At 71.0% G+C, this 22,121-nt stretch carries 19 protein-coding genes; 4 read left to right on the top strand and 15 right to left on the bottom strand.

The window, feature by feature from the left end; all coding sequences use genetic code 11:
- Positions 1–159: 159 nt before the first annotated feature.
- The 5 genes from AB0F88_RS09290 to fdxA all read right to left on the bottom strand — a co-directional run bounded on the left by AB0F88_RS09290 (position 160) and on the right by fdxA (position 5,569).
- Positions 160–1,863: a hypothetical protein gene (locus AB0F88_RS09290; RefSeq protein ID WP_362679459.1), complete on the bottom strand. Its 1,704-nt coding sequence runs from the start codon at positions 1,861–1,863 to the stop codon at positions 160–162.
- Positions 1,864–2,160: 297 nt separating this feature from the next.
- Entirely contained in the window at positions 2,161–3,627 is a 1,467-nt protein-coding gene (locus tag AB0F88_RS09285) for an aldehyde dehydrogenase (NADP(+)) (protein ID WP_362679457.1), read from the bottom strand.
- 199 nt (positions 3,628–3,826) lie between these two features.
- Positions 3,827–4,558, bottom strand: a complete 732-nt coding sequence (locus tag AB0F88_RS09280; RefSeq protein ID WP_362679454.1) for a hypothetical protein — start codon at positions 4,556–4,558, stop codon at positions 3,827–3,829.
- 83 nt (positions 4,559–4,641) lie between these two features.
- Positions 4,642–5,082 (bottom strand): hypothetical protein, encoded by a 441-nt coding sequence (locus tag AB0F88_RS09275; RefSeq protein ID WP_362680609.1) that lies wholly within the window; start codon positions 5,080–5,082, stop codon positions 4,642–4,644.
- Between the two features lie 142 nt (positions 5,083–5,224).
- Positions 5,225–5,569, bottom strand: a complete 345-nt coding sequence (fdxA, locus tag AB0F88_RS09270) for a ferredoxin (protein ID WP_362679451.1) — start codon at positions 5,567–5,569, stop codon at positions 5,225–5,227.
- 56 nt (positions 5,570–5,625) lie between these two features.
- Between fdxA and AB0F88_RS09265 the strand changes: the two genes are divergently transcribed.
- A complete protein-coding gene (locus tag AB0F88_RS09265) occupies positions 5,626–6,219 on the top strand; it encodes a DUF2249 domain-containing protein (protein WP_362679448.1) in 594 nt (197 codons plus the stop codon).
- Positions 6,216–7,136, top strand: coding sequence for a methyltransferase domain-containing protein (locus AB0F88_RS09260; RefSeq protein ID WP_362679445.1), 921 nt, complete (start codon positions 6,216–6,218; stop codon positions 7,134–7,136). Before AB0F88_RS09265 ends, AB0F88_RS09260 begins: the two co-directional genes overlap by 4 nt.
- Positions 7,137–7,232: 96 nt before the next feature.
- On the opposite strand, the gene AB0F88_RS09255 is transcribed toward AB0F88_RS09260, so the two are convergent.
- From AB0F88_RS09255 to AB0F88_RS09235, 5 genes are all read right to left on the bottom strand, one after another.
- Positions 7,233–8,819, bottom strand: a complete 1,587-nt coding sequence (locus AB0F88_RS09255) for an acyl-CoA synthetase (protein ID WP_362679442.1) — start codon at positions 8,817–8,819, stop codon at positions 7,233–7,235.
- Between the two features lie 19 nt (positions 8,820–8,838).
- On the bottom strand, positions 8,839–9,990 hold the full coding sequence (locus tag AB0F88_RS09250; RefSeq protein WP_362679440.1) for a thiolase domain-containing protein: 1,152 nt from the start codon (positions 9,988–9,990) through the stop codon (positions 8,839–8,841).
- Between the two features lie 75 nt (positions 9,991–10,065).
- Complete coding sequence (locus AB0F88_RS09245; RefSeq protein ID WP_362679437.1) at positions 10,066–11,085, bottom strand: thiolase domain-containing protein; 1,020 nt, start codon at positions 11,083–11,085, stop codon at positions 10,066–10,068.
- Positions 11,086–12,018: an OB-fold domain-containing protein gene (locus AB0F88_RS09240; protein WP_362679434.1), complete on the bottom strand. Its 933-nt coding sequence runs from the start codon at positions 12,016–12,018 to the stop codon at positions 11,086–11,088.
- On the bottom strand, positions 12,008–13,576 hold the full coding sequence (locus tag AB0F88_RS09235) for an acyl-CoA synthetase (protein WP_362679431.1): 1,569 nt from the start codon (positions 13,574–13,576) through the stop codon (positions 12,008–12,010). The genes AB0F88_RS09240 and AB0F88_RS09235 overlap by 11 nt, the downstream gene beginning before the upstream one ends.
- Positions 13,577–13,941: 365 nt before the next feature.
- Between AB0F88_RS09235 and AB0F88_RS09230 the strand changes: the two genes are divergently transcribed.
- The gene (locus AB0F88_RS09230) at positions 13,942–14,757 is read left to right on the top strand and encodes a crotonase/enoyl-CoA hydratase family protein (RefSeq protein ID WP_362679428.1); all 816 of its coding nucleotides are present in this window, start codon (positions 13,942–13,944) and stop codon (positions 14,755–14,757) included.
- 116 nt (positions 14,758–14,873) lie between these two features.
- Here the strand turns inward: AB0F88_RS09230 and AB0F88_RS09225 are convergent, their stop codons facing one another.
- Positions 14,874–15,329 (bottom strand): hypothetical protein, encoded by a 456-nt coding sequence (locus AB0F88_RS09225; protein ID WP_362679425.1) that lies wholly within the window; start codon positions 15,327–15,329, stop codon positions 14,874–14,876.
- Positions 15,307–16,338, bottom strand: a complete 1,032-nt coding sequence (locus tag AB0F88_RS09220) for a hypothetical protein (protein WP_362679422.1) — start codon at positions 16,336–16,338, stop codon at positions 15,307–15,309. Before AB0F88_RS09220 ends, AB0F88_RS09225 begins: the two co-directional genes overlap by 23 nt.
- Positions 16,339–16,693: 355 nt before the next feature.
- On the opposite strand from AB0F88_RS09220, the gene AB0F88_RS09215 reads away from it, so the two are divergent.
- A complete protein-coding gene (locus AB0F88_RS09215) occupies positions 16,694–17,908 on the top strand; it encodes a cysteine desulfurase-like protein (RefSeq protein WP_362679420.1) in 1,215 nt (404 codons plus the stop codon).
- 38 nt (positions 17,909–17,946) lie between these two features.
- Here AB0F88_RS09215 and AB0F88_RS09210 read toward each other — a convergent pair whose 3' ends face one another.
- From AB0F88_RS09210 to AB0F88_RS09200, 3 genes are all read right to left on the bottom strand, one after another.
- Positions 17,947–19,680, bottom strand: a complete 1,734-nt coding sequence (locus tag AB0F88_RS09210; RefSeq protein ID WP_362679417.1) for a hypothetical protein — start codon at positions 19,678–19,680, stop codon at positions 17,947–17,949.
- A 138-nt stretch (positions 19,681–19,818) separates the two neighbouring features.
- Positions 19,819–20,934, bottom strand: a complete 1,116-nt coding sequence (locus AB0F88_RS09205) for a nitronate monooxygenase family protein (protein WP_362679414.1) — start codon at positions 20,932–20,934, stop codon at positions 19,819–19,821.
- A 235-nt stretch (positions 20,935–21,169) separates the two neighbouring features.
- Entirely contained in the window at positions 21,170–22,063 is an 894-nt protein-coding gene (locus AB0F88_RS09200) for a DUF3068 domain-containing protein (protein WP_362679411.1), read from the bottom strand.
- Positions 22,064–22,121: the final 58 nt, after the last annotated feature.

The raw sequence follows: 22,121 nt of genomic DNA, 5'->3' as shown, positions 1-22,121 counted from the left end.
GGAGGCCAAGCGGGGTCGAGGCGTCCTCGGCTCTTGTGAGTGGTGGCGTGGCGGGCGCGTGACCACTGGTTTCCGAAGACGCGGAAGCCAGTGGTGGGGTGGCGGGCGCGTGACCACTGGTTTCCGAAGATGCGGAAGCCGTACGCGTCCCGCCACCGCTCACGACTTCAGCGTGATCCTCTTCTTCGACGCACCCGGGAATACGACGACCAGGTGCTCCTCCCCCGCTTCGCCGACCCGCACGTAGACACGGAGCCGGTAGCGGCCCTTCCCCGCGATCGCCAGGTTCGGCATCGGGGCACCCGCGCCGACCTCTCCGTCGCCCATCTCCGGCACGGTGAGCCGGCCGCTGCGGCTGATGATGGGCACCTCGTTGACCTGCTGCCACCCGGCCGTCCGCCGTGGCGGCGCGGTGCGCAAGGCCTTCACCGTGAGACACAGGTCGATGACGTCCTCGATGTGCCCGATGAGCACCGCGGTGCGGGTCACCCCGATGAAGGTGCCGTCGTCGTACATCTTGTCGATCGCCCGCTCCCACGCCTCTTCGTCCCCTTCATCCCCTTCGTCCTCGGGGTCGTGGACCTGATAGCCGTGATCACCGTCGGCGAACAGGAAGTACTTGGCCGTGGCCTGGACGACCCCCTTCGTCCGGGGCCACGGGTCGCGGCACTTCGCGTTCTCCTCGGCGATGTAGGCGGTGTTCGCCGCCTCCGCCTCCGCGGCCGACCGCAGCAGCTCGGGATGGGTCGCGCCGACGATCTCCGGGCAGACGTAGACGAGGTCCCACGGGTCCACGCCCCAGGCGGACCGCTCGCTCCCGGCACGCGCCAAAATCGCCTGCTGCTCGTCGCGGTCCTTCGCACGGCACAGCGCCCGCCCGGACGCGAGGATCTGCTGGTCCGACAGGCTGTCCGGGAACATGGGCGGGACCCCGCCGTCCGTGCTCCGCGCCCGGCACAGGAACGCGGCGTCGCGTTCCGCGGGTTTCAGGTCGCCGAAGCCGGGCCGGGCATAGCAGTCCATCGACCAGCCGGTGTAGGTGAGGTGCGGGGTCTGCTCCGGGTGGATCAGTGCGATGACCGGCAGTACGGCCACGGCCGCCACCGCGACGCGGACCACGCGCCGCCGCGCGGGCGGAGGGTCCGCCGGGCGGCCCCCGGCGGGCATCTCACGGGCGGTCGCCGCGATCCACACGGTGCTGACGAGCCCCATCGCGTCCATCATGACCAGAATCACCAGCCTCCCGCCGGAGATCCCCTCGGAGAGGAAGTTGAGCGGGATCACCAGCACGTAGACGCCCACCGACAACCACCCGGCGACCAGCGTGCCAAGACTCCACCGCCCGTCGCGCCGCTGCCCGACGACCGTGAGGATGGTCGCCGCCACTCCGGCCAGCATCAGGCCCAGTCCGACGACGATGCCCGACTCAAGGTCTGGGAGGTCGAGTTCGTCGAGCAGTTCGTTGGCCATCCCGGCCAGCCCGACCGCGAACATCACCGCGACCGCCGCGCGCAGCGTGCGGGACCGCCAGCGGATGACGAGCAGGTAGAGGACGTCGATCGCGGTCCACAGCGCGAGCTGCAACGCCGCGTCGACCGCGTCGGGGAGCAGCGCCATCGGGTACCACAGCACGAGGGTGTACGCCACCGCCAGATACAGCAGGCGGCGCAGCGCCTTCTCCCGGCGGTCCAGCGGTCCCGGCGCGGGGGCACGCAGGATCAGCCACAGGAGCGCGGCCTTCACCAGGGCGGCCACGAGCAGCGCCACAGTCGTCAGGGTGTCGAACCCGTCGGGCGCGTAGAACTCCATATAGGGCGGCGACGACCATTCGACGGCCACCCAGAGCCAGGCATCGCCGAGCACCAGGCCCGCGACCGCCGCCGCAAGAACCAGGCCTACTATCCCAATCCTGATAATTCGCCATAAACCATCCGGAAGCACGGGGATTGATCTTAGCTCGGACGGCCCCGCTCAACCTTGAAAAACCAGCAGACCCTGGGCCGGAGCCACGGGAACGGGACGACGCGAACGGGAACGAGAGCAGGAACGGCACGAACGGGAGCGACGTGAAAGGGAACGGCGCCGAGCCGGTCTCCGAAATGCCCGGAGACCGGCGGGGAACATCAGGCGACCGGCGGGAACGTCAGGCGACGGGAAAAGTCAGGCGCGTCCCTCGACGAGGACCCCGTCGACCCGGCGGGGGATGCCCAGCGGGTTGTCGTCGCGCAACTCGGGCGGCAGGAGCTGGGCCGGCCAGTCCTGGTAGGCGGTGGGCACCAGCCACCTGCGGATCGCGGCGGCGCCGACCGAGGTGTGGGCGGCGGCCGTGCTGGCGGGCCAGGGACCGCCGTGGTGCATGGCCCAGCGGACCGCCACCCCGGTCGGCCAGCCGTTCCAGATCAGCCGTCCCGCCTTCTTGAGCAGCACTTCCGCGCTCCCGCGCGCTTCGGCGGGGTCGGCCGCGTGGATCGTCGCGGTCAGCGAGCCGTCCAGCCTCTCCAGTACGGCGGGCAGGTCCGCGGGGTCGTCGTAGACCACCACGAGGGCGGCCGGGCCGAAGCACTCCTCCACCAGGTCGGGCAGGTCCGCGGCGAACGTGGCCAGGTCGGTGACGAACACCTGCGGGGTCACCGCGAACGCCCCCTCGCCCGGCTGCCCCTCGGCCAGCGGGGTGAGCTTGCCGAGCCTGGCCAGCCCGCGCAGGTAGCCGCCCTGCATCCGCTCGGTGAGCATCGGCCCGCCCACGGTCGCGGAGACGGCCTCGGAGACCGACACCAGGAGCTCGGTGTCGTCGGGGACGAACACCAGGCCGGGGTTGGTGCAGAACTGGCCGACGCCGAGGGTCAGCGAGGCGGCGAACCCCTCGGCCAGGCCCTCGCGGGCGGCCGAGGGCAGCACGACGACGGGGTTGACGCTGCCCAGCTCGCCGTAGAACGGGATGGGGTCGGGACGCTCGGCGATGAGCGCCTGGATGGCCTTGCCCCCGGGGATGGAGCCGGTGAACCCGACGGCCGCCACGGACGGGTGTACGGCCAGCCGCCTCCCCGCGTCGAGCCCGCGGACCAGGCCGAGCAGGGCCGGGTCGGGCAGGGCGCGCCGGATGATCTGCCACGACAGCTCCGAGGTGGCCGGATGCCCGTCATGGGCCTTGACCACCACCGGGCACCCGGCGGCGAGCGCCGAGGCCGTGTCGCCGCCCGCGACCGAGAACGCGAACGGGAAGTTGCTCGCCGCGAAGACCCCTGCCACGCCGGGCAGCGGGTGGTTCATCCGCCGCAGGTCGGGAACCGGCGGCTGGGCCGTCGCGTGGTCGATCACCGCCTCCACGTGCCCGCCGTCGCGCAGCACCTGGGCGAAGAGCCGGAACTGGCCGGCGGCCCGCCCCACCTCCCCGCGCAGCCGGGTCTCCCCGAGCGCGGTCTCCGCGTCGGCCGCCCGCCAGAGCTCCTCGACGTTCGCCTCCAGCGCCGCCGCGACCGCTTCGAGCGCCGCCGCCCGGTCCGCCGTACGCCAGGCGGGCCCGGCCGCGAGAGCCGCCCCGACGATCGCGTCCACCTCGTCGTCCGAGGTCAGGGGGAAGGGATCCCCGACGGACTCGCCGGTCCTGGGGTCGATTGAGTGGATCAAAACGAGTGCCTTTCCTCAACGGATCCTGTCACGCCGGACCATCTTCCTAAGGTAAGCGCTTTCCTTGCCAGGGACCAACCGGCGCAGCTCTCACTCGGGTCCGTGTCGCCGGCGACCAAGCCAGCTGTCGGCATCGGGAAAAACCTCGCGGGCGACACCTTCGAACAATTGGAATCCCCGTCTTCGGACGGTGAGGATGTCAAGGAAGCATCGCCTCCCAGCGGGCGATCAAGGTCTTGCCCCCGGCGACCACCGTCACGTTGTCCCCCGCCTTTCCCAGGGCGGCACGCAGCGTCGTCGCCTCGCGTCCCCGGTAGGTCAGGGTGCCGAAGTTGCCGCCGGTCGCAGCCTCGATCGGCGTGGTGATCCCCTCGGGCCAGGTCGCCTGCCGCCTGGGCCGGGCGGTCGGGTCCTCGTGCATCGTCACCGTGATCGGCGCGGTGACGTCGGGCGTGCCGGTGGAGCGGATCCTGGCGGTCAGCTTCGAGAGGCGCTCGGTCGCGGCGACGACCGGTGCGTCCTCCGCCGTCGGCGTCCCCTCCAGCCGGGTCTCATGGGTCTTCCCGCCGGAGTCCACGACGGTGACGACGGCGAAGGGCTGGTCGGTGGCCCCTCCGGTGCGGTCGAGCGTGCCCTCCCGCCCGGCCAGGGATTCGGCGAGCCCGGCCCGCAGGTCGCGCAGCTCGGCCGCCGGGAGCGGGACGGCGACGAGTTCCGCGTCGCGCAGCGAGACGGCCCGGCCGTCGGCGGTGACGCTCATGCCGTCCCCGCCCTCGCACGTCATCCCGCCGCAGCTGACGTACCGGACGACGACGGCACCCGGCCGTTCCACGGCGGGCGCGGTGGTCTCGACGGCGGCGGTGGTGCCGTTCCCGGAGCAGCCGGTCACGAGGAGGAACGGAAGCAGGACGACGGTCCGCAGAAAACGCATCACACCCCAGGAACGGATCGTGCCCCCGGCCGGTTCACACCCCACCGGGCCACGTGACCTCCCCTCCGGGCCCCCGGCGGTGTTCAGCTCATCATGAGCGTGACCCCGGCGACGGCCAGGGCGACGACCTTGACGACCTCCAGGACGATGTAGGCGTGGTGGCCCTTCGAGCGCGGCGCGTCCCGTCCGGCGAGGATTCGGTCGGACCTGCGTGCCAGCCATGGCCGCACCACCGCCAGTTGCACGGCCAGGGTCAGGACCGCGATCGCCGCCGGGGTGACGGCGCCGGCCGGCGGGAGGCCGGAGACGACGGCGGTCTCGACCGCCAGCACGCTCAGGAGCACGGCGGCGAGCACGGTCTCGACCGTGTTGAGGGCGCGGAAGACCAGCCGCCCGATGCCGAGCCCGATCTTCGTGGTCACACCGGGGGCGCGGAACTTCAGCGGCGCCTCCAGGAAGGAGATCGCCAGCACCATGCCGAGCCAGACGAACGTCACGGCGGCGCTGATGGCGAGCGCCTGCATCTCGGTCACGACGTGCCCCAGGGCCGGCCGAGGCACACCGGACGCGGACGCGGATCAGGTCCGGCGAACGGCTCCGGCCTCCTGGCCGTGCTCGCGGTGCCCACGACGTCCGCGCCGTACCGCCGGGGCTCGGCCGTCCCGATCACGAGTTCCGCCGTGGGAGTCCCGCGACCAGGGGCGTGTCGACTCCGAGCGGGCCGAGTTTGGCCGCGCCCCCGGGTGACGACAACGGCTCGGGTCGGCCTGGCAGGGGCTCGGCGAAGAACCTCGCGTTGTCCGCCAGGTAGGGCCGCAGCGCCTCGGGCAGGTCGTCCTCGTAGTAGATCGCCTCCACCGGGCACACGGGCTCGCAGGCGCCGCAGTCGACGCACTCGTCGGGATGGATGTAGAGGCTGCGCGCGCCCTCGTAGATGCAGTCCACCGGGCACTCCTCCACGCAGGCCCGGTCCAGCACGTCCACACATGGTTCTCCGATCACGTAGGTCATGGACTTGAGTTTATACAAAATTCAGTTGTATAAATAGGGGGACGAGAGGAAAAACCATGGCTGACCAGGAACTTGACGTACGCCCCCTGCGCAAGCCCGACAAGCATCCGACGATCTTCGCGACCTACGGGGCCCTCGCCGTCGGCGGCTCCTTCGTGCTGGTCAACAACCACGATCCCCGGCACCTGCGCGACGAGTTCGACGCCGAGTACCCCGGCGGGTACGGCTGGGACTATCTCGACAAGGGCCCCGAGGCCTGGCGGATCCGGATCACCAAACTGGCCACCACCCCGCTGCCCCGTGTCCTGCACGACACCGGCACGGTCAACCCGGGCGTGACCGGCGCGGCCTGGAAACTGGGGATGCGCGAGCGCGACCTGGATGCCAACGTCATCCAGCTGGCCCCCGGGGCCACCATCGACGCGCACACCGGCCCGGATCTCGACGTCCTGCTGCACGTCCTGCACGGCACCGGCCGGCTCACCACCGAACTCGACACCCTGGACCTGCGGCCCGGCGCGCTGGTGTGGCTGCCCAGGCGCTCCGGGCGCGCCTTCACCGCCGGACCCGACGGATTGGGCTACCTCACCGTGCACCGCAGCCGCCAGGCCCTGGTGCTGGAGCCCGTCGCCGGAAGCCCCGGCCGATGACCACGGTCCCGCCCCCGCCCGAGCCGCGGACGACCGGCCGCGAGCCGCGGACGACCGGCCCCGCACCACGGGCGGGCGACCCGAAACCACCGGCGACCGGCCCCGCACTACGCCTGGCCGGCCGGGCGCCCCTGCCGGGCGACCGCGCCGACGGTGACGCGCCGGGCCACTCCCTCCTCGCCCGCCTGGGCAAACGCGTCCTGCGCCCCGGCGGTGCCGAACTCACCCGGGTCCTCCTGGCAGGGGCGGAGATCACCGGTGCCGACGTGGTCGAGTTCGCCCCGGGCCTCGGGCGTACCGCGCGGGAGATCCTCGACCGGCATCCGCGCTCCTACGCCGGCGTCGAGCAGGACCCGGTGGCGGTGGCCGCGGCCGGCCGCGTCGTCGCCGGGCACGGCACCGTCGTCCTCGGCGACGCCGCCGCCACCGGGCTGCCCGACGCCTCGGCCGACGTGGTGATCGGCGAGGCCATGCTCACCATGCGGGGCGACCGGGCGAAACACGCCGTCGTCGCCGAGGCCGCCCGCCTGCTGCGGCCCGGCGGCCGCTACGCCGTCCACGAACTCGGGCTCACTCCCGACCCGCTGCCCGAGCCGGTCAAGACGGGCATCCGCCGGGCTCTCGCCCAATCCCTCAAGGTCAACGCCCGCCCTCAGACGATCACCGAATGGCGGTCCCTGCTCCAGGCGCACGGACTGGTCGTCGAGCGGGTCGACACCGCTCCCATGGCCCTGCTGCGGCCACGACGGATCGTCGCCGACGAGGGCCCGCTCGGCGCGCTGCGCTTCGTCCGGAACCTGCTCGCCGATCCCGACGCCCGCCGGCGCGTCCTCGCGATGCGCCGCACCTTCCGGCTGCACCGCGACCACCTGATCGCCGTCGCCCTCATCGCCAGGAAACCCTCGCCGGGCCCCTGACCGCCGTCGCCGTCGCCGCCCGCGAGCCGCCACCGGGCCCCTGACCACTCATCGGCTCGCCAGGGGCACGCGGGGCGGGTGACGCGGAAAGGACCGTCAGGAACGGGCGGCCTCGGCGGTCGTCCTGGCCCAGCGGTAGTCGGCCTTGCCTGCCGGGGAGCGGACCATCTGCTCGACGAAGGCGAAGGTCCTGGGCACCTTGTAGCCGGAGATCTTCTCCCGGCAGTGGGCCTCGAGCTCCTCGGCCGTCGGCGCCGTGCCGGGGCGCGGCTCGATGACCGCCGCCACCCGGTTGCCCCAGCGCTCGTCCGGGATGCCGGTCACGACCGCGTCGAAGACCGCCGGGTGGCCCTTGAGCACCGCCTCGACCTCCTCGGGGAAGACCTTCTCCCCGCCGGTGTTGATGCAGGCGGAACCCCGGCCGAAGATCGCGATGGTGCCGTCCTCCTCGACCGTGGCCATGTCGCCGGTGAGCAGCCAGCGGACACCGTCCTTGTCCGTCACGAAGGTGCGGGCCGTCTTGGCCTCGTCCTTGTAGTAGCCGGAGGCGATGCGGCCGCTCCTGGCCACGGTGCCCAGCTCGCCCGAGCCGGGCTTGACCGGTTCCAGGACCTCGTTGAGCACGGCCATGGTGGCCTGGGGGTTCGCCTGGTAGCGCAGCCCGGACTCGGGAGAGGAGCCGGGAACCGCCGAGGCGGTGTAGCCGGACTCGGTGGAGCCGAAGCTGTCGACGAGCATCTTCCCGGGCAGCAGCTCCTCCAGGCGCTCGCGCACCGAACCGCTGAGGATCGCGCCGGTGGAGCTCAGCACGAACAGCGAGGACAGGTCGTAGGCGCCGGTGGCGATCTCCTCGACCAGCGGGCGGGCCATCGCGTCCCCGGTGATGTTGAGCGTCAGGACCCTCTCCCGCTCGATCGTCCGCAGCACGTCGGCCGCGTCGAACTTGCGGACGTACGCGATCGTGCCGCCCATGCACCAGGTGATGAACGTGCCCATCTGGGCGGCGCCGTGCATCAGCGGGGCCGCGGCCATCATGGTCATCTCGCCCGCCGCGACGGCCGCCTCGACCACCTCGCCCGGGGTGGCGCGCGGCTCGCCGTAGGGGTTGCCGCCGCCGAAGGCGAAGAACAGGTCCTCGGTGCGCCACATCACGCCCTTGGGCATGCCGGTCGTGCCGCCGGTGTAGATGATGTAGAGGTCGTCGCCCGACCGCTCGGGGAACCCGCGCGTCTCCGGCTGCCCGGCCAGCGCCTCCTCGTACGGCACCGCGCCCTCGACCTGGGACGGTCCCCCCACCGCGATCAGGTGTTCCAGGAGGGGGGCGTCCGGGGCGGTGGCCGCCACCCGGGCGTCGAACTCCACGTCGAACAGCAGGGCCACGATGTCGGAGTCCCGGTAGAGGTAGAGCAGCTCCGCCTCGACGTAGCGGTAGTTCACGTTGACCGGCACCGCCCGGATCTTGAGGGCGGCCAGCAGCCCGGCCACGTACTCGATGCCGTTGTACAGGTGGATCCCGACGTGCTGCCCGGGGCGCACGCCCTTACCCTGGAGGAAGTGGGCGAGCCGGTTGGCGTGCGCGTCCAGCTCGGCGTAGGTCATGCGGCGGTCGCCGCAGATGACGGCCGTGCGGTCCCCGACCGCGTCGGCGACCCCTTCGAACAGATCCGCGTGGTTGAACTCCATTCGCACCCCTCCTGGGGGATCAGGGTTTGTCGCTGCCGACCATCCACATCGCGAAGAACTGGGCGCCTCCCCCGTAGGCGTGCCCGAGGGCCCGCCTGGCGCCGTCCACCTGGTGCTCCCCCGCCGTTCCCCGCACCTGGAGCGCCGCCTCGGCGAACCGGATCAGCCCGGAGGCGCCGATCGGGTTGCTCGACAGCACGCCGCCCGAGGCGTTCCACGGGATGTCGCCGTCCAGGGCGGTGGCCCCGGACTCGGTGAGCTTCCAGCCCTCCCCCTCGGCGGCGAAGCCGAGGTTCTCCAGCCACATCGGCTCGTACCAGGAGAAGGGCACGTACACCTCCGCCACGTCGATCTCCCGGCGCGGGTCGGTGATCCCGGCCTGCCGGTAGACGTCGGCCGCGCAGTCCTTGCCGCCCTGCGGGTTCACGGTGTCGCGGCCCGCGCGGAAGATCGGCTCGGAGCGCATCGCGGTGCCGAGCACCCAGGCGGGGGTGCTGCCGGTGAGCTTGTCCTCCGCGGCCAGGACCATCGCGCAGGCTCCGTCGGAGGACGGGCAGGTGTCGAGGTAGCGGATCGGCTCCCAGAGCATCGGCGTCGACTCGACCATCTTCTGGTCGATGCCGGGGATCCTCAGGTGGGCGTACGGGTTCTTCAGTGCGTTGCGCCGGTCCTTGACGGCCACCAGGTGGCCGATGTGCTCGGGGGCGCCGGAGCGGCGGATGTACTCGCGGATGTGCGGGGCGAAGTAGCCGCCCGCGCCGACGACCAGCGAGGCGCTGAACGGCAGGTGGGTGGACAGGGCCCAGGTCGCGTTGGACTCCGACTGCTTCTCGAACGCCACCACCAGCACCCGGTCGTGCACGCCGCCCTGGATCAGCGAGGCGCCGACGAGCGCGGTGGACCCGCCGACCGAGCCGGCCGTGTGGACCCGCATCATCGGCTTGCCCGCGGCGCCCAGCGCGTCGGCGAGGTAGGCCTCGGGCATCATCACGCCCTCGAACAGGTCGGGCGCCTTGCCGATGACGACCGCGTCGATGTCCTTCCAGGTCAGGCCCGCGTCCTCCAGCGCGCGCAGGGCCGCCTCGCGGACCAGCCCGGCGAGGGAGACGTCGCGCCGCTTGGTCGTGTAGTGGGTCTGGCCGACACCGATGACAGCGCAGGGGTTACCCATGGTCGCTCACCGCTCCTCGCTCGCTCCGCGGGCCGCTCGCTCCGCTCCGCTCGATGCGTCGGGTTCGCTCCACCTTCATGCCTCCATCACGGTGACGAGGTTGTGCTGGAGGCAGGGGCCGCTCGTGGCGTGCCCGAGGGCGCGGCCCGCGGTGCCGTCCATGACGCGCCCGGCCGCCTCGCCGATCCTGATGAGGCCGGTGGCCATGACCGGGTTCGCGGCGAGGGGGCCGCCGCTGGGGTTGACGCGCGTGCCCTCGGGGAGCTCCAGCGCCTCGCGCAGGACGATCTCCTCATGGCTGAACTGGACGTGCAGCTCGGCCACGTCGACGTCACCCTTGCCGACACCCGCCGCGCGTGCGGCGTCGGCGGCGGAGGCCGACCGGGCGAGGTCCCTCATGCCCAGGTAGTGCGGCTCAATGCGGTGGGCGATCCCCGTTATCCACGCGGGGCGCTCGCACAGCTCCCTGGCCAGGTCGCCGGCCGCCAGCACCACCGCGGCGGCGCCGTCGGTGATCGGGGCGATGTCGTACGGCCGCAGCGGCGCGACCTCCGCCTCCTCCCCAGCAGGGTCGGGCAGGTCGAGGGCGTACGGGTTGGCCCTGCCGTCGGCGCGGCTGCGCCGCACGATCTCGTCCAGCTCGGCCCGATCGGCCCCGGTGGCCGACGCCTGCAGCGCCGCGAAGGAGACCTGGTCCAGCCCGAGGGGGGCCAGGTAGTACGGGTCCAGCTGGAGCGTCATGATCTCCCGCAGGTCCCCCTGCGACGACTTGCCGAAGCCGTAGACCAGGGCCGAGTCGACGTCGCCGTGCTGGAGCCTGACCCAGGCCTCGTACAGCGCCCAGGCCGCGTCCATCTCGACGTGGCTCTCCGAGATCGGCGGCCAGGCGCCGAGCGCGTCGAGCGCGGAGACGAACGAGAACGGCGCGCCCGCCAGGTAGTCGCACGACCCCGAGCAGGTGAAGCCGAATTTCCGCAACCCGGTGGCGGCCCTCACCTCCTCCAGCGGGGGCAGGATGAGCTCGGCCTCGCTCTGTCCCTCGTCGACGGCGCTGTGCCGGGTCTGCGCGAACGCGACGACCGCTATCTCCCGCATCTACAGCTCCACGTCCGGCTCGCCGGTGGGGGCGAACCACTTGATGTTCGACATGGACATCGTCCGCTCCTCCTCGGGCACCCACACGGCCCGCACCCGCATGCCCTGGCGCACCTCGTGGGCCGGGATCCCGCCGACCAGGGCGATCATCGGGATGTCGGTGCCGTCGAGCTGGATGTACGCCGAGACGAACGGCACCTCGGGGGCCCGGGGGTCGGGCAGGTTGTTGATGGCGAAGGTGGTGATCGTGCCGGTGTCCGGGACGACCGTCTCCTCGGTGATCGACACCCCGCACTCGGGGCAGGACAGCCGGTAGGGCACGTAGACCTTGTGGCAGGTGCCGCACCGGCAGCCGATGAGGACACCCTCGGCGACGCCCTCCAGGAAGCGGGTCAGCGCCCGGCCCGGCGTCACGGTGTACTCGGCGCTGACCTCGGAGACGATCCTGGTGACCTCGGGGACGAAGCTCTCGATGTCGGTGATGTGCCCGGTGCGACCGGCCCGCCAGCGGGGGCGCACCCGCAGCCCGGGGCGCATCGCCCTGACGTCCGCCGCGTTCCCCACGTCCACCGCGTGCACCAGCGAGGTGTCGGCGCCGTCCAGCCGGATGAGGGCCCAGGCGAACGGCCGGTCCAGCGGGTGGTTCTTCCTCGGGGCGGTCACCCACGCCCAGCTCTCCACGGTGCCGGCCGGGCCGACCTCGACGAACTCGCCGGTCACGGCGTCGCCGGTCTCCGGGTCGTACTCCAGCGGCGGCACCAGCGTGCGGCCGCCCGCCGTGCGGACCCCGACGAGCCGCCCGTCCCGGAGCTCGGTGAGGAAGCGCCCGATCACCGGTCCGGTCGTGCGCGTGTATCCGCCGGGGAACTCCAGCACGTGCCGCGCCCGCAGCGGCGAACGGGTGTCTTCGCTGGACAGGTCGCTAGATGGCACGTTCGTGTCCCTCCCAGTACGGGTCACGCAGCTTGCGTTTGAGGAGCTTGCCGTTGGGCTCGCGGGGCATCTCCGCGATGAAGTCGATGGATTTCGGCCACTTCATCCTCGACAGGCGGCCCCGCAGCGACTCGACGAGCTCGGCCGCCAGCTCGGGCGAGGGGGCGACGCCGGCCGCGGGCTCGACCACGGCCTTGATCTGCTCGCCCCACTCCTCGTCGGGGATGCCGAACACGGCCACGTCGGCGATCTTGGGGTGGACCATCAGCTCGTTCTCGATCTCGGCCGGGTAGATGTTGGTCCCGCCGGATATGATCATGTCGGCCTTGCGGTCGCAGAGGAAGAGGTAGCCCTCCTCGTCCAGGTAGCCGATGTCGCCGACGGTGAAGTGGTCGCGCAGCCGGTTGGCCGCGGTCTTCGCCGGGTCGCCCTTGTACTCGAACTGGACGCCCATCATCTTCATGTAGATGGTGCCGGGGGTCCCCGCCGGCACGGGCTCCAGGTTCTCGTCCACGATGAGCAGCTCACTGATCGGCCAGGCGGTGCCGACGGTGCCCGGGTGGCTCCGCCAGCCCTCCGGGGTGGCGAGGGTGCCACCGCCCTCGGTGGCCGCGTAGTACTCGTAGATGCAGTCGCCCCACCACTCCAACATGGCCCACTTGACGGGGACCGGGCAGGGGGCGGCGGCGTGGATCATCCATCTGAGCGAGGAGAGGTCGTACTTGGACCGCACGTCGCCGGGGAGCGCGAGCAGTCGCTTGAAGTGGGTGGGGACCATGTGCGAGTTGGTGACCCGGTACCTCTCGCAGAGCCGCAGCGTCTCCTCGGCGTCCCACCTGTCCATGTAGACGAGCGTGTGCCCCATCTGCAGGGCCGTCCCCCCGAACTGGGTGACGGCGGTGTGGTAGTTCGGCGAGGTGACCAGGTGCACGTTCTCCTTGCCCGGGGTGATGCCGAACAGCGTCAGCAGGAACGACATCAGCTCGGCGGCCTCGTCCGGGTCCAGGCCGCTGAGCGGGCGGCGCACGCCCTTGGGCTTGCCGGTGGTGCCGGAGGTGTAGTGCATGGTGGCGCCCGCCGTACGGTCGGCGGGGGCGGTGTCCGGCTGTCCTTCGGTCAGCTCCGCGACGGGCCGTACCCCCTCGACCCGCCCGAACGCTTCGACCCGCCCGAACGCGAAGACGCGGTCGGCGGCGATGCCCGACTCGGCGGCGCCGCGCAGTCCCTCCTCGGCGTAGCGCTCGTGGACGAAGAAGGCGCGCGCCTCGCTGTCGGCGACGATGTAGCCGATCTCGGGTCCGGTGAGGTGCCAGTTGATCGGCGTGTAGTACCAGCCGGCCTGCAGGGCGGCGAGGTAGAGGGTGAGCCCGTCCGAGCCGTTGGGCACGAGCCCGCAGATGCCGTCGCCCGCCTTGAGCCCGAGTCCCCTCAGGGCGTGGACGAGGCGGTTGGCACGGGCGAGCAGGTCACCGGCGCGGTGTTCGGTGCCGTCCGGGTCGACGGCGGCCACCCACTCGGGGTCCGCCTGCGCCAATCTCCAGAAACCGAGCGTACCCATCGGAAATCCTCTCGGTGGAAAGGCCCCGGCACGCCGGAGTGAATCACGTTCTCTTTATCGCGACAAGCCCTGGCGGAACGGGGTATTTAGAACAAGAATCTGTTCTTGTACGCATGGGCAGACTAACCCCGTGGGGTACGCCTAGCAAGCGCTTGACTCAGCACGGGCCCCGCCCTTTCAATGCAGGATCGGCACCCCGGGAGACGCCTCGCCCGACGGTGCCGGAACCCCGGTCCCACTCCGAGCGGTGCCCCGCCCGAGGTCGCCGGAACCCCGGTCCCACCCCCGGGCGGCCAGGCCGCGCGGGAACGATACGCATCCAGAATTTCCCATCAGGCACCTGGCGAATCAACGGAGGTCGTCCCGTGGAACTCCTGCCGATCAGCACCCCGCACTGCCGGGTCGAGCGTGACGGTCACGTCGTGGTCGTCACCATGGACCGGCCCGAGGCGAGGAACGCGCTCTCCACCGACATGCTGGTCGGCCTGGCCGACGCCTGGGCGTACGTCTCGGAGGAGCCCGGGGTCCGCGTCGCCGTGCTGACCGGCGCGCACGGGACGTTCTGCGCGGGCGCCGACCTGAAGGCCATGGGCAGCCCGTCGCAGGACGCCCGGGTCAGGGAGCGGGCCGCGGCCATCCCCGACTTCCACTGGAAGGGCCTGCTCCGCGACTCCGGCGCGCTGCCGACGAAGCCGATCGTCTGCGCGGTCGAGGGGTACGCCGTGGCCGGGGGCACCGAACTGCTCGTCGGCACCGACATGCGGGTGGTCGCCGAGTCCGCCACCCTCGGCCTGTTCGAGGCCCGCCGCGCCCTCTTCCCGATGGGCGGCTCCGCGATCCGCCTGCCCCGCCAGATCCCGTACGCCTTCGCCATGGACATCCTGCTCACCGGCCGCGCCGTCACCGCCCATGAGGCGCTGGCCATGGGCCTGGTCAACCGGGTCGTCCCCGACGGCGAGGCGCTGACGGCCGCCCTGGAGATCGCCGCCCAGATCGCCGAGTGCGGCCCCCTCGCCGTCCAGGCCATCCTCCGCACCTACCGCGAGACCCTGGGCCTGCCCGAGGCCGAGGCGCTGAAGGTCTCCGACGCCATCGGCTGGCCGGTCATCGGCTCCGAGGACGCCAAGGAGGGCTCCCGCGCCTTCCGCGACAAGCGCCCGGCCGCCTACCGGGGCGAATGACCCTTCACGGTCTTCCGTACGGCGCGGCTCTGGACCATCTTCCGGAACCACACGTCGAAGACGCCTGTGGGCCGCCGAGAACATCTCCTGACGACGGCACCGTTTTCAGGTCGGTTTCAACGCGTGAACGAGATCAGCCGCCAGAAGGGATATCGACAAGGCGACGGTTTCGGGTTCGCCGCCCTGCGGTCGTGCGGCGGTATGCGAGCTCCACGTGTGGCTTTCGAACCGGGCCCGGCGAAGGCTTCGGGCACCATCAGGTCGACGGGAATCCCCTCGGAATTCAGCCACGCACCAGGCTGTCCTTCGACGGGGTCACGGTAGAAACCTGCGCTGCTCATGGATTTCTCCACGAGCGGATTATCGTTGAGCCTTCTGGGGTCCAGCGCGAGATCACTGTCCTTGGTCATCTCGGCGAGCGCGACAGGACTTCCCGCGGTGCGTAGGTAAATCGCCTGTGCGCCGATCACGATAACCGCGTCCCGGTGAGCGTCCAGCGCTCCCAAGGCATCGAGGAGGGCGGAACGAGACCTGGCGAGAAAGTCGTCTCTATCGCCGCCAGGAGGATTCATGCTGAACCATCCATTTGAGAAGTTCCTCAGCTTCAGATGGGCTACGTCCAGGTCCGGTCATCAGGTCAACGACGACCTGGGCCGGCGCCGCGATCGTTAGACCGGAATCAGTGGCAAGGGTACGGGTAAAGGGAATGTCAATGTCAGGTTCTGCCAACATCACGTTCGCTCCGGCGTCGGCGGCACGAAGATCCCACAGTCGCGCGGCCTGGCCGGCATCTGCCGTGTAGATCATCGCCGAGCGTGCGGGCGCGTAGGCGGCCCACTCGGCAGCGGCCAGGGTGCCCGTCACCGCGTATTTGACAGGACTACCTACGGCGCGCCTCACGAGGTCCGGCAAGCCTCTCGGCGCGATCCACCGCGTGACGCGACTGTTCCCGACGAATCCGTAGTCGCTGCTCCAACGACGTAGTAGCGCGCTCCAGTCGAGCACGGTCACCGCGCCCGAGGCGTCCCGCGTCGCCAGATCCTCGCTCTCCAGGAATTCGATCACCCGATAGGTCGCCCCCGTGGAAACGCCGGCGACATCGATCAGCCCGCGAACCGTCCATGACCTGTCGTGGTCGAGCAACGCACGCACGATCTTCGCGGCGGGAGCACCCTTCAGGGTTCCTCTCGGTCTGCCAGGACCTCGCCACGGGTCACGATCGGCTCCCCGGTCCGCGACGTATAGTCCGGGTCTGGGCACGTTCAGAAGCATGTTCCCCGTCACGTCGACATAAGAAAGATTCGCGTCGGAGAGGCGCTTGCGCACCGGTGCCGACAGATACCTGGCGACGATCACACCGTGGCTGCCGGGAATCCGGTGCGTGAAATGCCTCAGCCGGTCTCGTATCGCGGCGACGTCGCGTCCCTCCACCAGGGTTTTGACCTCCATCACCAAAGTGACCGAGGCTCCGTCCGGTGCCGTCACCGTCAGAAGTGCGTCGCTCTCACGATCGATGTTCGCCCCGCCCTCCGATCGCCGCGCCGTCCATCCAGCGGGTAGCCGGCCGACCAGGACTTCCATTCCTGCTCTCAGAACATCCGTCTCGCTCCGAGGCTGTGGTGATGTCGACACACCCTTCCACCTTTCCCGTGTTCGTGAAATACCCTATCTCCGATGACAGCGGAAACAACTGATTTCCCGAACGAAAGATCGTGGCGCAGTACCCGACACCGCTTCAGGTCTGGGAGCACGTCTTGTCCACATGGCCCTCTTCGAGCTTCGAGGGTGTCGCTTCAGCGAGGTGAGCCGGAAAGATGCGGCTACGGCGTGTGCCCAGCGTCGACGGATCCCGCCGTGACCTCCTCCTCGTACTCTGAAGCTCCGACTTAAGACGAACCCGTCGAAAACTAATGGGCATCACGATCCTGGAGGTCATGTGACATACGACGTGGCGGCCGTACGGGCGCACTTTCCCGCGCTGGACGAGGGCGCGGCGCACTTCGACGGGCCCGGGGGCTCGCAGGTGCCCGAGGCGGTCGCGGAGGCCGTGGCCGGGGCGCTGCGGTCCGCCGTCTCCAACCGGGGGGTCGAGACCGCCGCCGAGCGGCGCGCCGACGGGATCGTGGCCGGGGCGCGCCAGGCGATGGCCGACCTGCTCGGCGCCACGCCTGGCGGCGTCGTGTTCGGCCGCAGCATGACACAGCTCACCTACGACATGGCCCGCGCGCTCGCCAAGGAGTGGGGTCCCGGTGACGAGGTCGTGGTCACCACCCTGGACCACGACGCGAACATCCGGCCCTGGGTCCAGGCCGCCGAGACGCGCGGGGTCACGGTGCGCTGGGCCGACTTCGACCCGGCGAGCGGCGAGCTGGCCGTCGACGCGATCGCGAGCCTGCTCACCGGGCGCACCCGGCTGGTGGCCGTCACGGCCGCGTCGAACCTGCTGGGCACCCGCCCGGACGTCCCGGCGATCGCCGAGCGGGTGCACGAGGCCGGGGCGCTGCTCTACGTCGACGGCGTGCACCTGACGCCGCACAGCCTGGTCGACGTCGGACGGCTGGGAGCCGACTTCTACGCCTGCTCGCCGTACAAGTTCCTCGGCCCGCACCTGGGCGTGCTCGCCGCCGACCCCGGCCTGCTGGAGAGGGTCCACCCCGACAAGCTCCTGCCCTCCAGCGACGCGGTGCCCGAACGCTTCGAGCTGGGCACGCTGCCGTACGAGCTGCTCGCCGGCACGACGGCGGCGGTCGACTTCCTCGCCGCTCTCGTACCCGGCGGGGGGACCCGGCGCGAACGCCTGGCCCGCTCGATGACCGCGCTGGAGGAGCACGAGAGGGCGATGCTCGAACGGCTCGACGCCGGTCTGGCCGGGATCGCCGGGGTGACCTTCCACGGCGCGGCGTCGCGCCGCCGTACCCCCACGACGCTGTTCTCCGTCGGCCACGTCAGGCCCGCCGACGCCTACCGCTTCCTGGCCGGGCGCGGCGTCAACGCTCCCGCGAGCAGCTTCTACGCTCTGGAGTGCTCCCGGCGACTGGGCCTCGGCGACACCGGGGCGATCCGGGCCGGGATCGCGCCGTACACCGACGAGTCCGACGTGGACAGGCTCCTCAAGGGCGTCCAGGAGCTGGCCGGTTCACCCGGCGGGTAGATCGGGCACCGGAGCATTCGCCGCGCCGGGTTCGGGGTCTAGCGCGGGACCGGGCCGCCGAAGAGGCCGCCGGTGACGCAGACCTGGGTCTCGGCCGACAGGATCTCCAGCCGTACGGAGGTGCCGGGGGCCGTGAAGGGGATGTGGATCCTGCCGGTTCCCTGCTCGAAGACGACCTCGGTCTCCTGCTCCCCGACGCGCACGTAGGCCGCCGTCCTGGCGGTGGAGCTGTAGTCCAGGCCGAGGACGACCATGCCGCCCTTGTGCGTGAGGGGGACCGAGATCAGGCCGCCCCGCTGGGGGAAGCAGCCTCCGGGGGCGGCGACGTAGGGGCCGGTGAGGCGGGCCGGGACGAGACGGCGTCCGGTGCGGTCGAGCACGAGCGGGGCGGTGGCCGGCCGGGGGTTGCGCATGAGGGCGGCCAGCTCGGGCGGGGCCAGCGGGCTGAGGGTGAGATTGCTGAGGCCCTCGTCCCCGTACCCGAAGCCGAACTGGTCGTAGGGGGTCTGCTGGGGGTAGACGTCGCTGCCCGGCGGGGCGGCGGCCAGCGTGGCCCGCACCGAGGCGAGGTAGGAGCGGATCTCGGCCCGGCCCGGCTCCGTCCCCGTCACGTATCTGTGCGCGGAGTAGACGGAGCAGGCCGCGACCCCGGCCGCCAGCAGCGCGCAGGCGGTCCTGACGGCGGCGCGGGCCGGGATCCGCCTGCGGTACGGGCGCGCCTCGCCCAGCAGCGGGAGCATCGCCAGCGCCAGGCAGAGGGCGATCACCGGGGTCACGTCCGCGAGGTAGCGGGCCTCCTCCCCCAGGGCGCGGTCCAGGGAGCGTCCGGCCAGGATCGGCACCATGAGGAGGGGCGGGTAGACGGCGAGGATCAGCCACGCCTTCCAGGCCCCGCGCCGGAAGAACAGGGTGACGGCGACGACCACCGCGACGAGCGCCCAGGCCGCGACGATCATCAGCTGCGGCGGGACCGCGTAGAACTTGTACCACCAGGGCCCGGGGCCCCCGGCCGCGAGCACCGGGAGGGTGACGCCCAGCATCCGCGCCATGGCCCGGCCCGCCACCTCCGAGGCGGGCGCCCCGACGGTCTGGCCGTGCAGACGGTCGAGCTGCAGGACGAACAGGATCGAGTACGCGCCCGCCATGGCCGCGTACGCCCCGAACACCACGGCCAGGGAGCGCAGGCGCTCGCGGACCGGGAAGTACAGGACGGTGACCAGGACGAGCAGCAGGGGGATGGCGAAGACGGCCTTGAGGTGGAAGGAGCCGAGCCCGAACAGGAACCACAATCCCGTCACGACCGCGTCCGCCCCCCGCCCCGACCGCAGGAACGTCACGTGGGAGGCGACCGCCATCGCGATGGCGACCTGCAGCGGCAGAGCCTGGACCGCCGCCGCCCACCAGTAGAAGGCGGGCAGGGCGAGCGGCGTGAACAGGTAGAGGGACAGGGGCACCAGGATCGCCCAGCGGGCCCCGAACAGCACGCGCAGCATGCGGTACACGGCGAGCGAGGCGGCGAGCTGGAAGAGCAGCAGCGCCGCCGCGGTCACCGTCCAGTTGTACGCGCCGAGCGAGGTGACGACCTTGTTGGCGATCATCCCGACCGGCATCACGTGCGCGGAGTAGACGCCGAAGAGGTAGTCGAGCCCGAACGGCTCGGCCGCGGCCCGGCCCACCATGTTGAGGTCGTCGCCGAAGAAGCCTCCCCGGTTCAGGACCACGGCCCGCCAGACCAGCTGGGCCGCGACGAGAACGAGCGCGACGCCGAACACCCGCCGGCTCCCGGGGAGGGGCCGGGAAGCCCTCGCCAGAGGATCGGGGGCACGGTCGGTGACCTGGGGCGACGCCATCGTTCTCCAAACTCATCGGCTCTGATGAGTTCTTAGCCCATTCGTCCAGGTATGAGCTACCTACTCGCCGGTAATGCGGCCCAATCGTTCCATTGCCTCGACATACTGCTCGACCATGCCGAAGACGACGTCCCTGGTGGATCTGACCTGGTTCATCGTGCCGATGATCTGCCCGGCGGGGAAGGTCGCCAGCTCGGTCGCGTCGGAGCGGCCGATCCGGCGGAGCGCGTCGGAGATCAGCATGAACTGCAGCGGCATCGGGAGCGTGCCGGGCGACTCCTGGGACTCCCAGGCGTCGGTCCACTCGTTCTTGAGCAGCCGCGCGGGCTTGCCGGTCCAGGACCGCGAGCGCACGGTGTCGCGAGAGGTGGCCGCCAGGATGCGCCGCTTGACCACCTCGGAGGTGTCGGCCTCCTCCACGGCGAGCCAGATCGACCCCGTCCACACGCCCTCGGCGCCGAGCGCGAGCCCGGCCGCCATCTGGCGGCCGTCGCCGATGCCGCCCGCGGCCAGTACGGGGACGTCGACGGCGTCCACGACCTGCGGGATGAGCACCATCGTGGAGATCTCCCCGGTGTGCCCGCCCGCCTCGGTGCCCTGGGCCACGACGATGTCCACGCCGACCTCGACCTGCTTGATCGCGTGCCGGGGGGTGGAGGCGAGCGCGGCGACCTTCACCCCCTTGGCGTGGGCCTGCTCGACCACGTCGGCCGGGGGCGGGCCCAGCGCGTTGGCGAGCAGCGCGATCGGGTGCCGCAGGGCCACCTCGACCTGCGGGCGGGCGGTGGCGTCGGTCCAGCCGAGCAGCACCCTGCCGGCGTCCGCGTCGGCCGACAGCGGCGGCACGCCGTGCTCGGCGAGCAGGCCGTCGACGAAGTCCCGGTGCCCCTGGGGGATCATCCCCTGGAGCCGTCCCACGAGATCCTCGGGGGAGTCGACGCCGAGGTCGGAGCCCGCGTACGAGGCGGGCATGACCACGTCGACGCCGTACGGCTTGCCGTCGACGTGGTCGTCGATCCACTTGAGCTCCATCTCGAGCTCCTCGGGGGTGAAGTAGAGGGCGCCGAGCACGCCCATCCCCCCCGCGCGGCTGACCTCGGCGACGACGTCACGGCAGTGACTGAACGCGAAGATCGGCAACTCTATCCCGAGCATGTCGGTAACACGTGTCCGCATACCACGACTGTACGACCGGTCGGGAACAAACTGCAACGCGTTCTATTCCAGAACATTTCTTCTCGCTACAACCTCAAGCTACTCGCGAGTAATGAAGCGGAAAAAAGGTGGAACGCGTTCCAGTATTACCCCGCCGGGGAACGCGAAAAGAGGGAGGCCGCGGGCGTGTGCCCGCGGCCTCCCTCCGTGGTCCGTCAGTGGTCCGCCAGTGGCCCGTCAGATGCCCGGCCGTCTCTCAGACGTCCCTGCGGCGCCTCATGAGCAGGAAGCCGACGACGACCAGGACCAGGCCGCCCACCAGGAGCGCCACCGGGATCGTGGTCTTGAGCAGCGTGATGGTGTTCCTGCCGTCGACCGCGTTCTTGACCAGGTCGTCCTGGGTCTGCTGGGTCATTTTCGCGGTGGCGACGAAGGCGAGCGAGCGCTCGACCCCGTCCTGGGTCTTGAGCACGTCGTGACGCTGCTGCTCCTGCCGCACCGGCGATCCGGTGACCGGCTCGATCCAGTAGGTGTTGACGCCGTCGTAGATCCGGTCCACCTGCACGTCACCGGTGTCGTCCATGCCGAGGACGGAGGCCGGGGCGGTGATGGTGTCGATCTTGGTCGCCGGGACGGACTGCTCGAACCGGTAGACCGTGAGCCCTCCGACCTGCTCCTCGCCGACGAACTTGGCGTCGAACGCCTTGCCGGTGGTCGAGTTGAACACGCTGTACGTCTTCTTCTCGACGTCGAAGGGCCACTTGTAGATCTGGCCCTGGAGCTGCACGGGGGTCTTGTCGATGTTGACGTCGCAGCAGTTGACGCCCTCGCCGGTGTACTTGTTGAAGGCGCTGCGGCGCTCGGTGAAGTTGATGAGGGGGTTCTGGTTTGTGACGTCGTTGACCGCCATCGCCTCCTCCCAGACGACCCGGTCACCCTCGGCCGCGGCGACGTCGCCCCTGGTGGTGACGGTGATGTCGAGGTCGCCCGTCATCACCTTCAGGTCCCCGGGACTGAAGTACTGGGCGTCGACGGCCTCCAGCTTGCTGATGCCGTACTGGTCGGCGGGGGCGGCGATGAGGCTGGTCGCCACCTGGAACCGCACGAGCGGTGCGAGAACAACGAGGAATGCCCCGATTCCGATCAACACCAAACCGATGACGCGACGCATCGCTCCTCCAGGGGCCGTGCGCTATACAGGCGTCCCG

It is taken from the genome of Streptosporangium sp. NPDC023963 (assembly GCF_040639135.1).
Taxonomy (GTDB): Bacteria; Actinomycetota; Actinomycetes; order Streptosporangiales; family Streptosporangiaceae; genus Streptosporangium.
The sequence above is the reverse complement of the archived record's forward strand: the minus strand, read 5'-3'. Positions and strand labels throughout refer to the sequence as shown.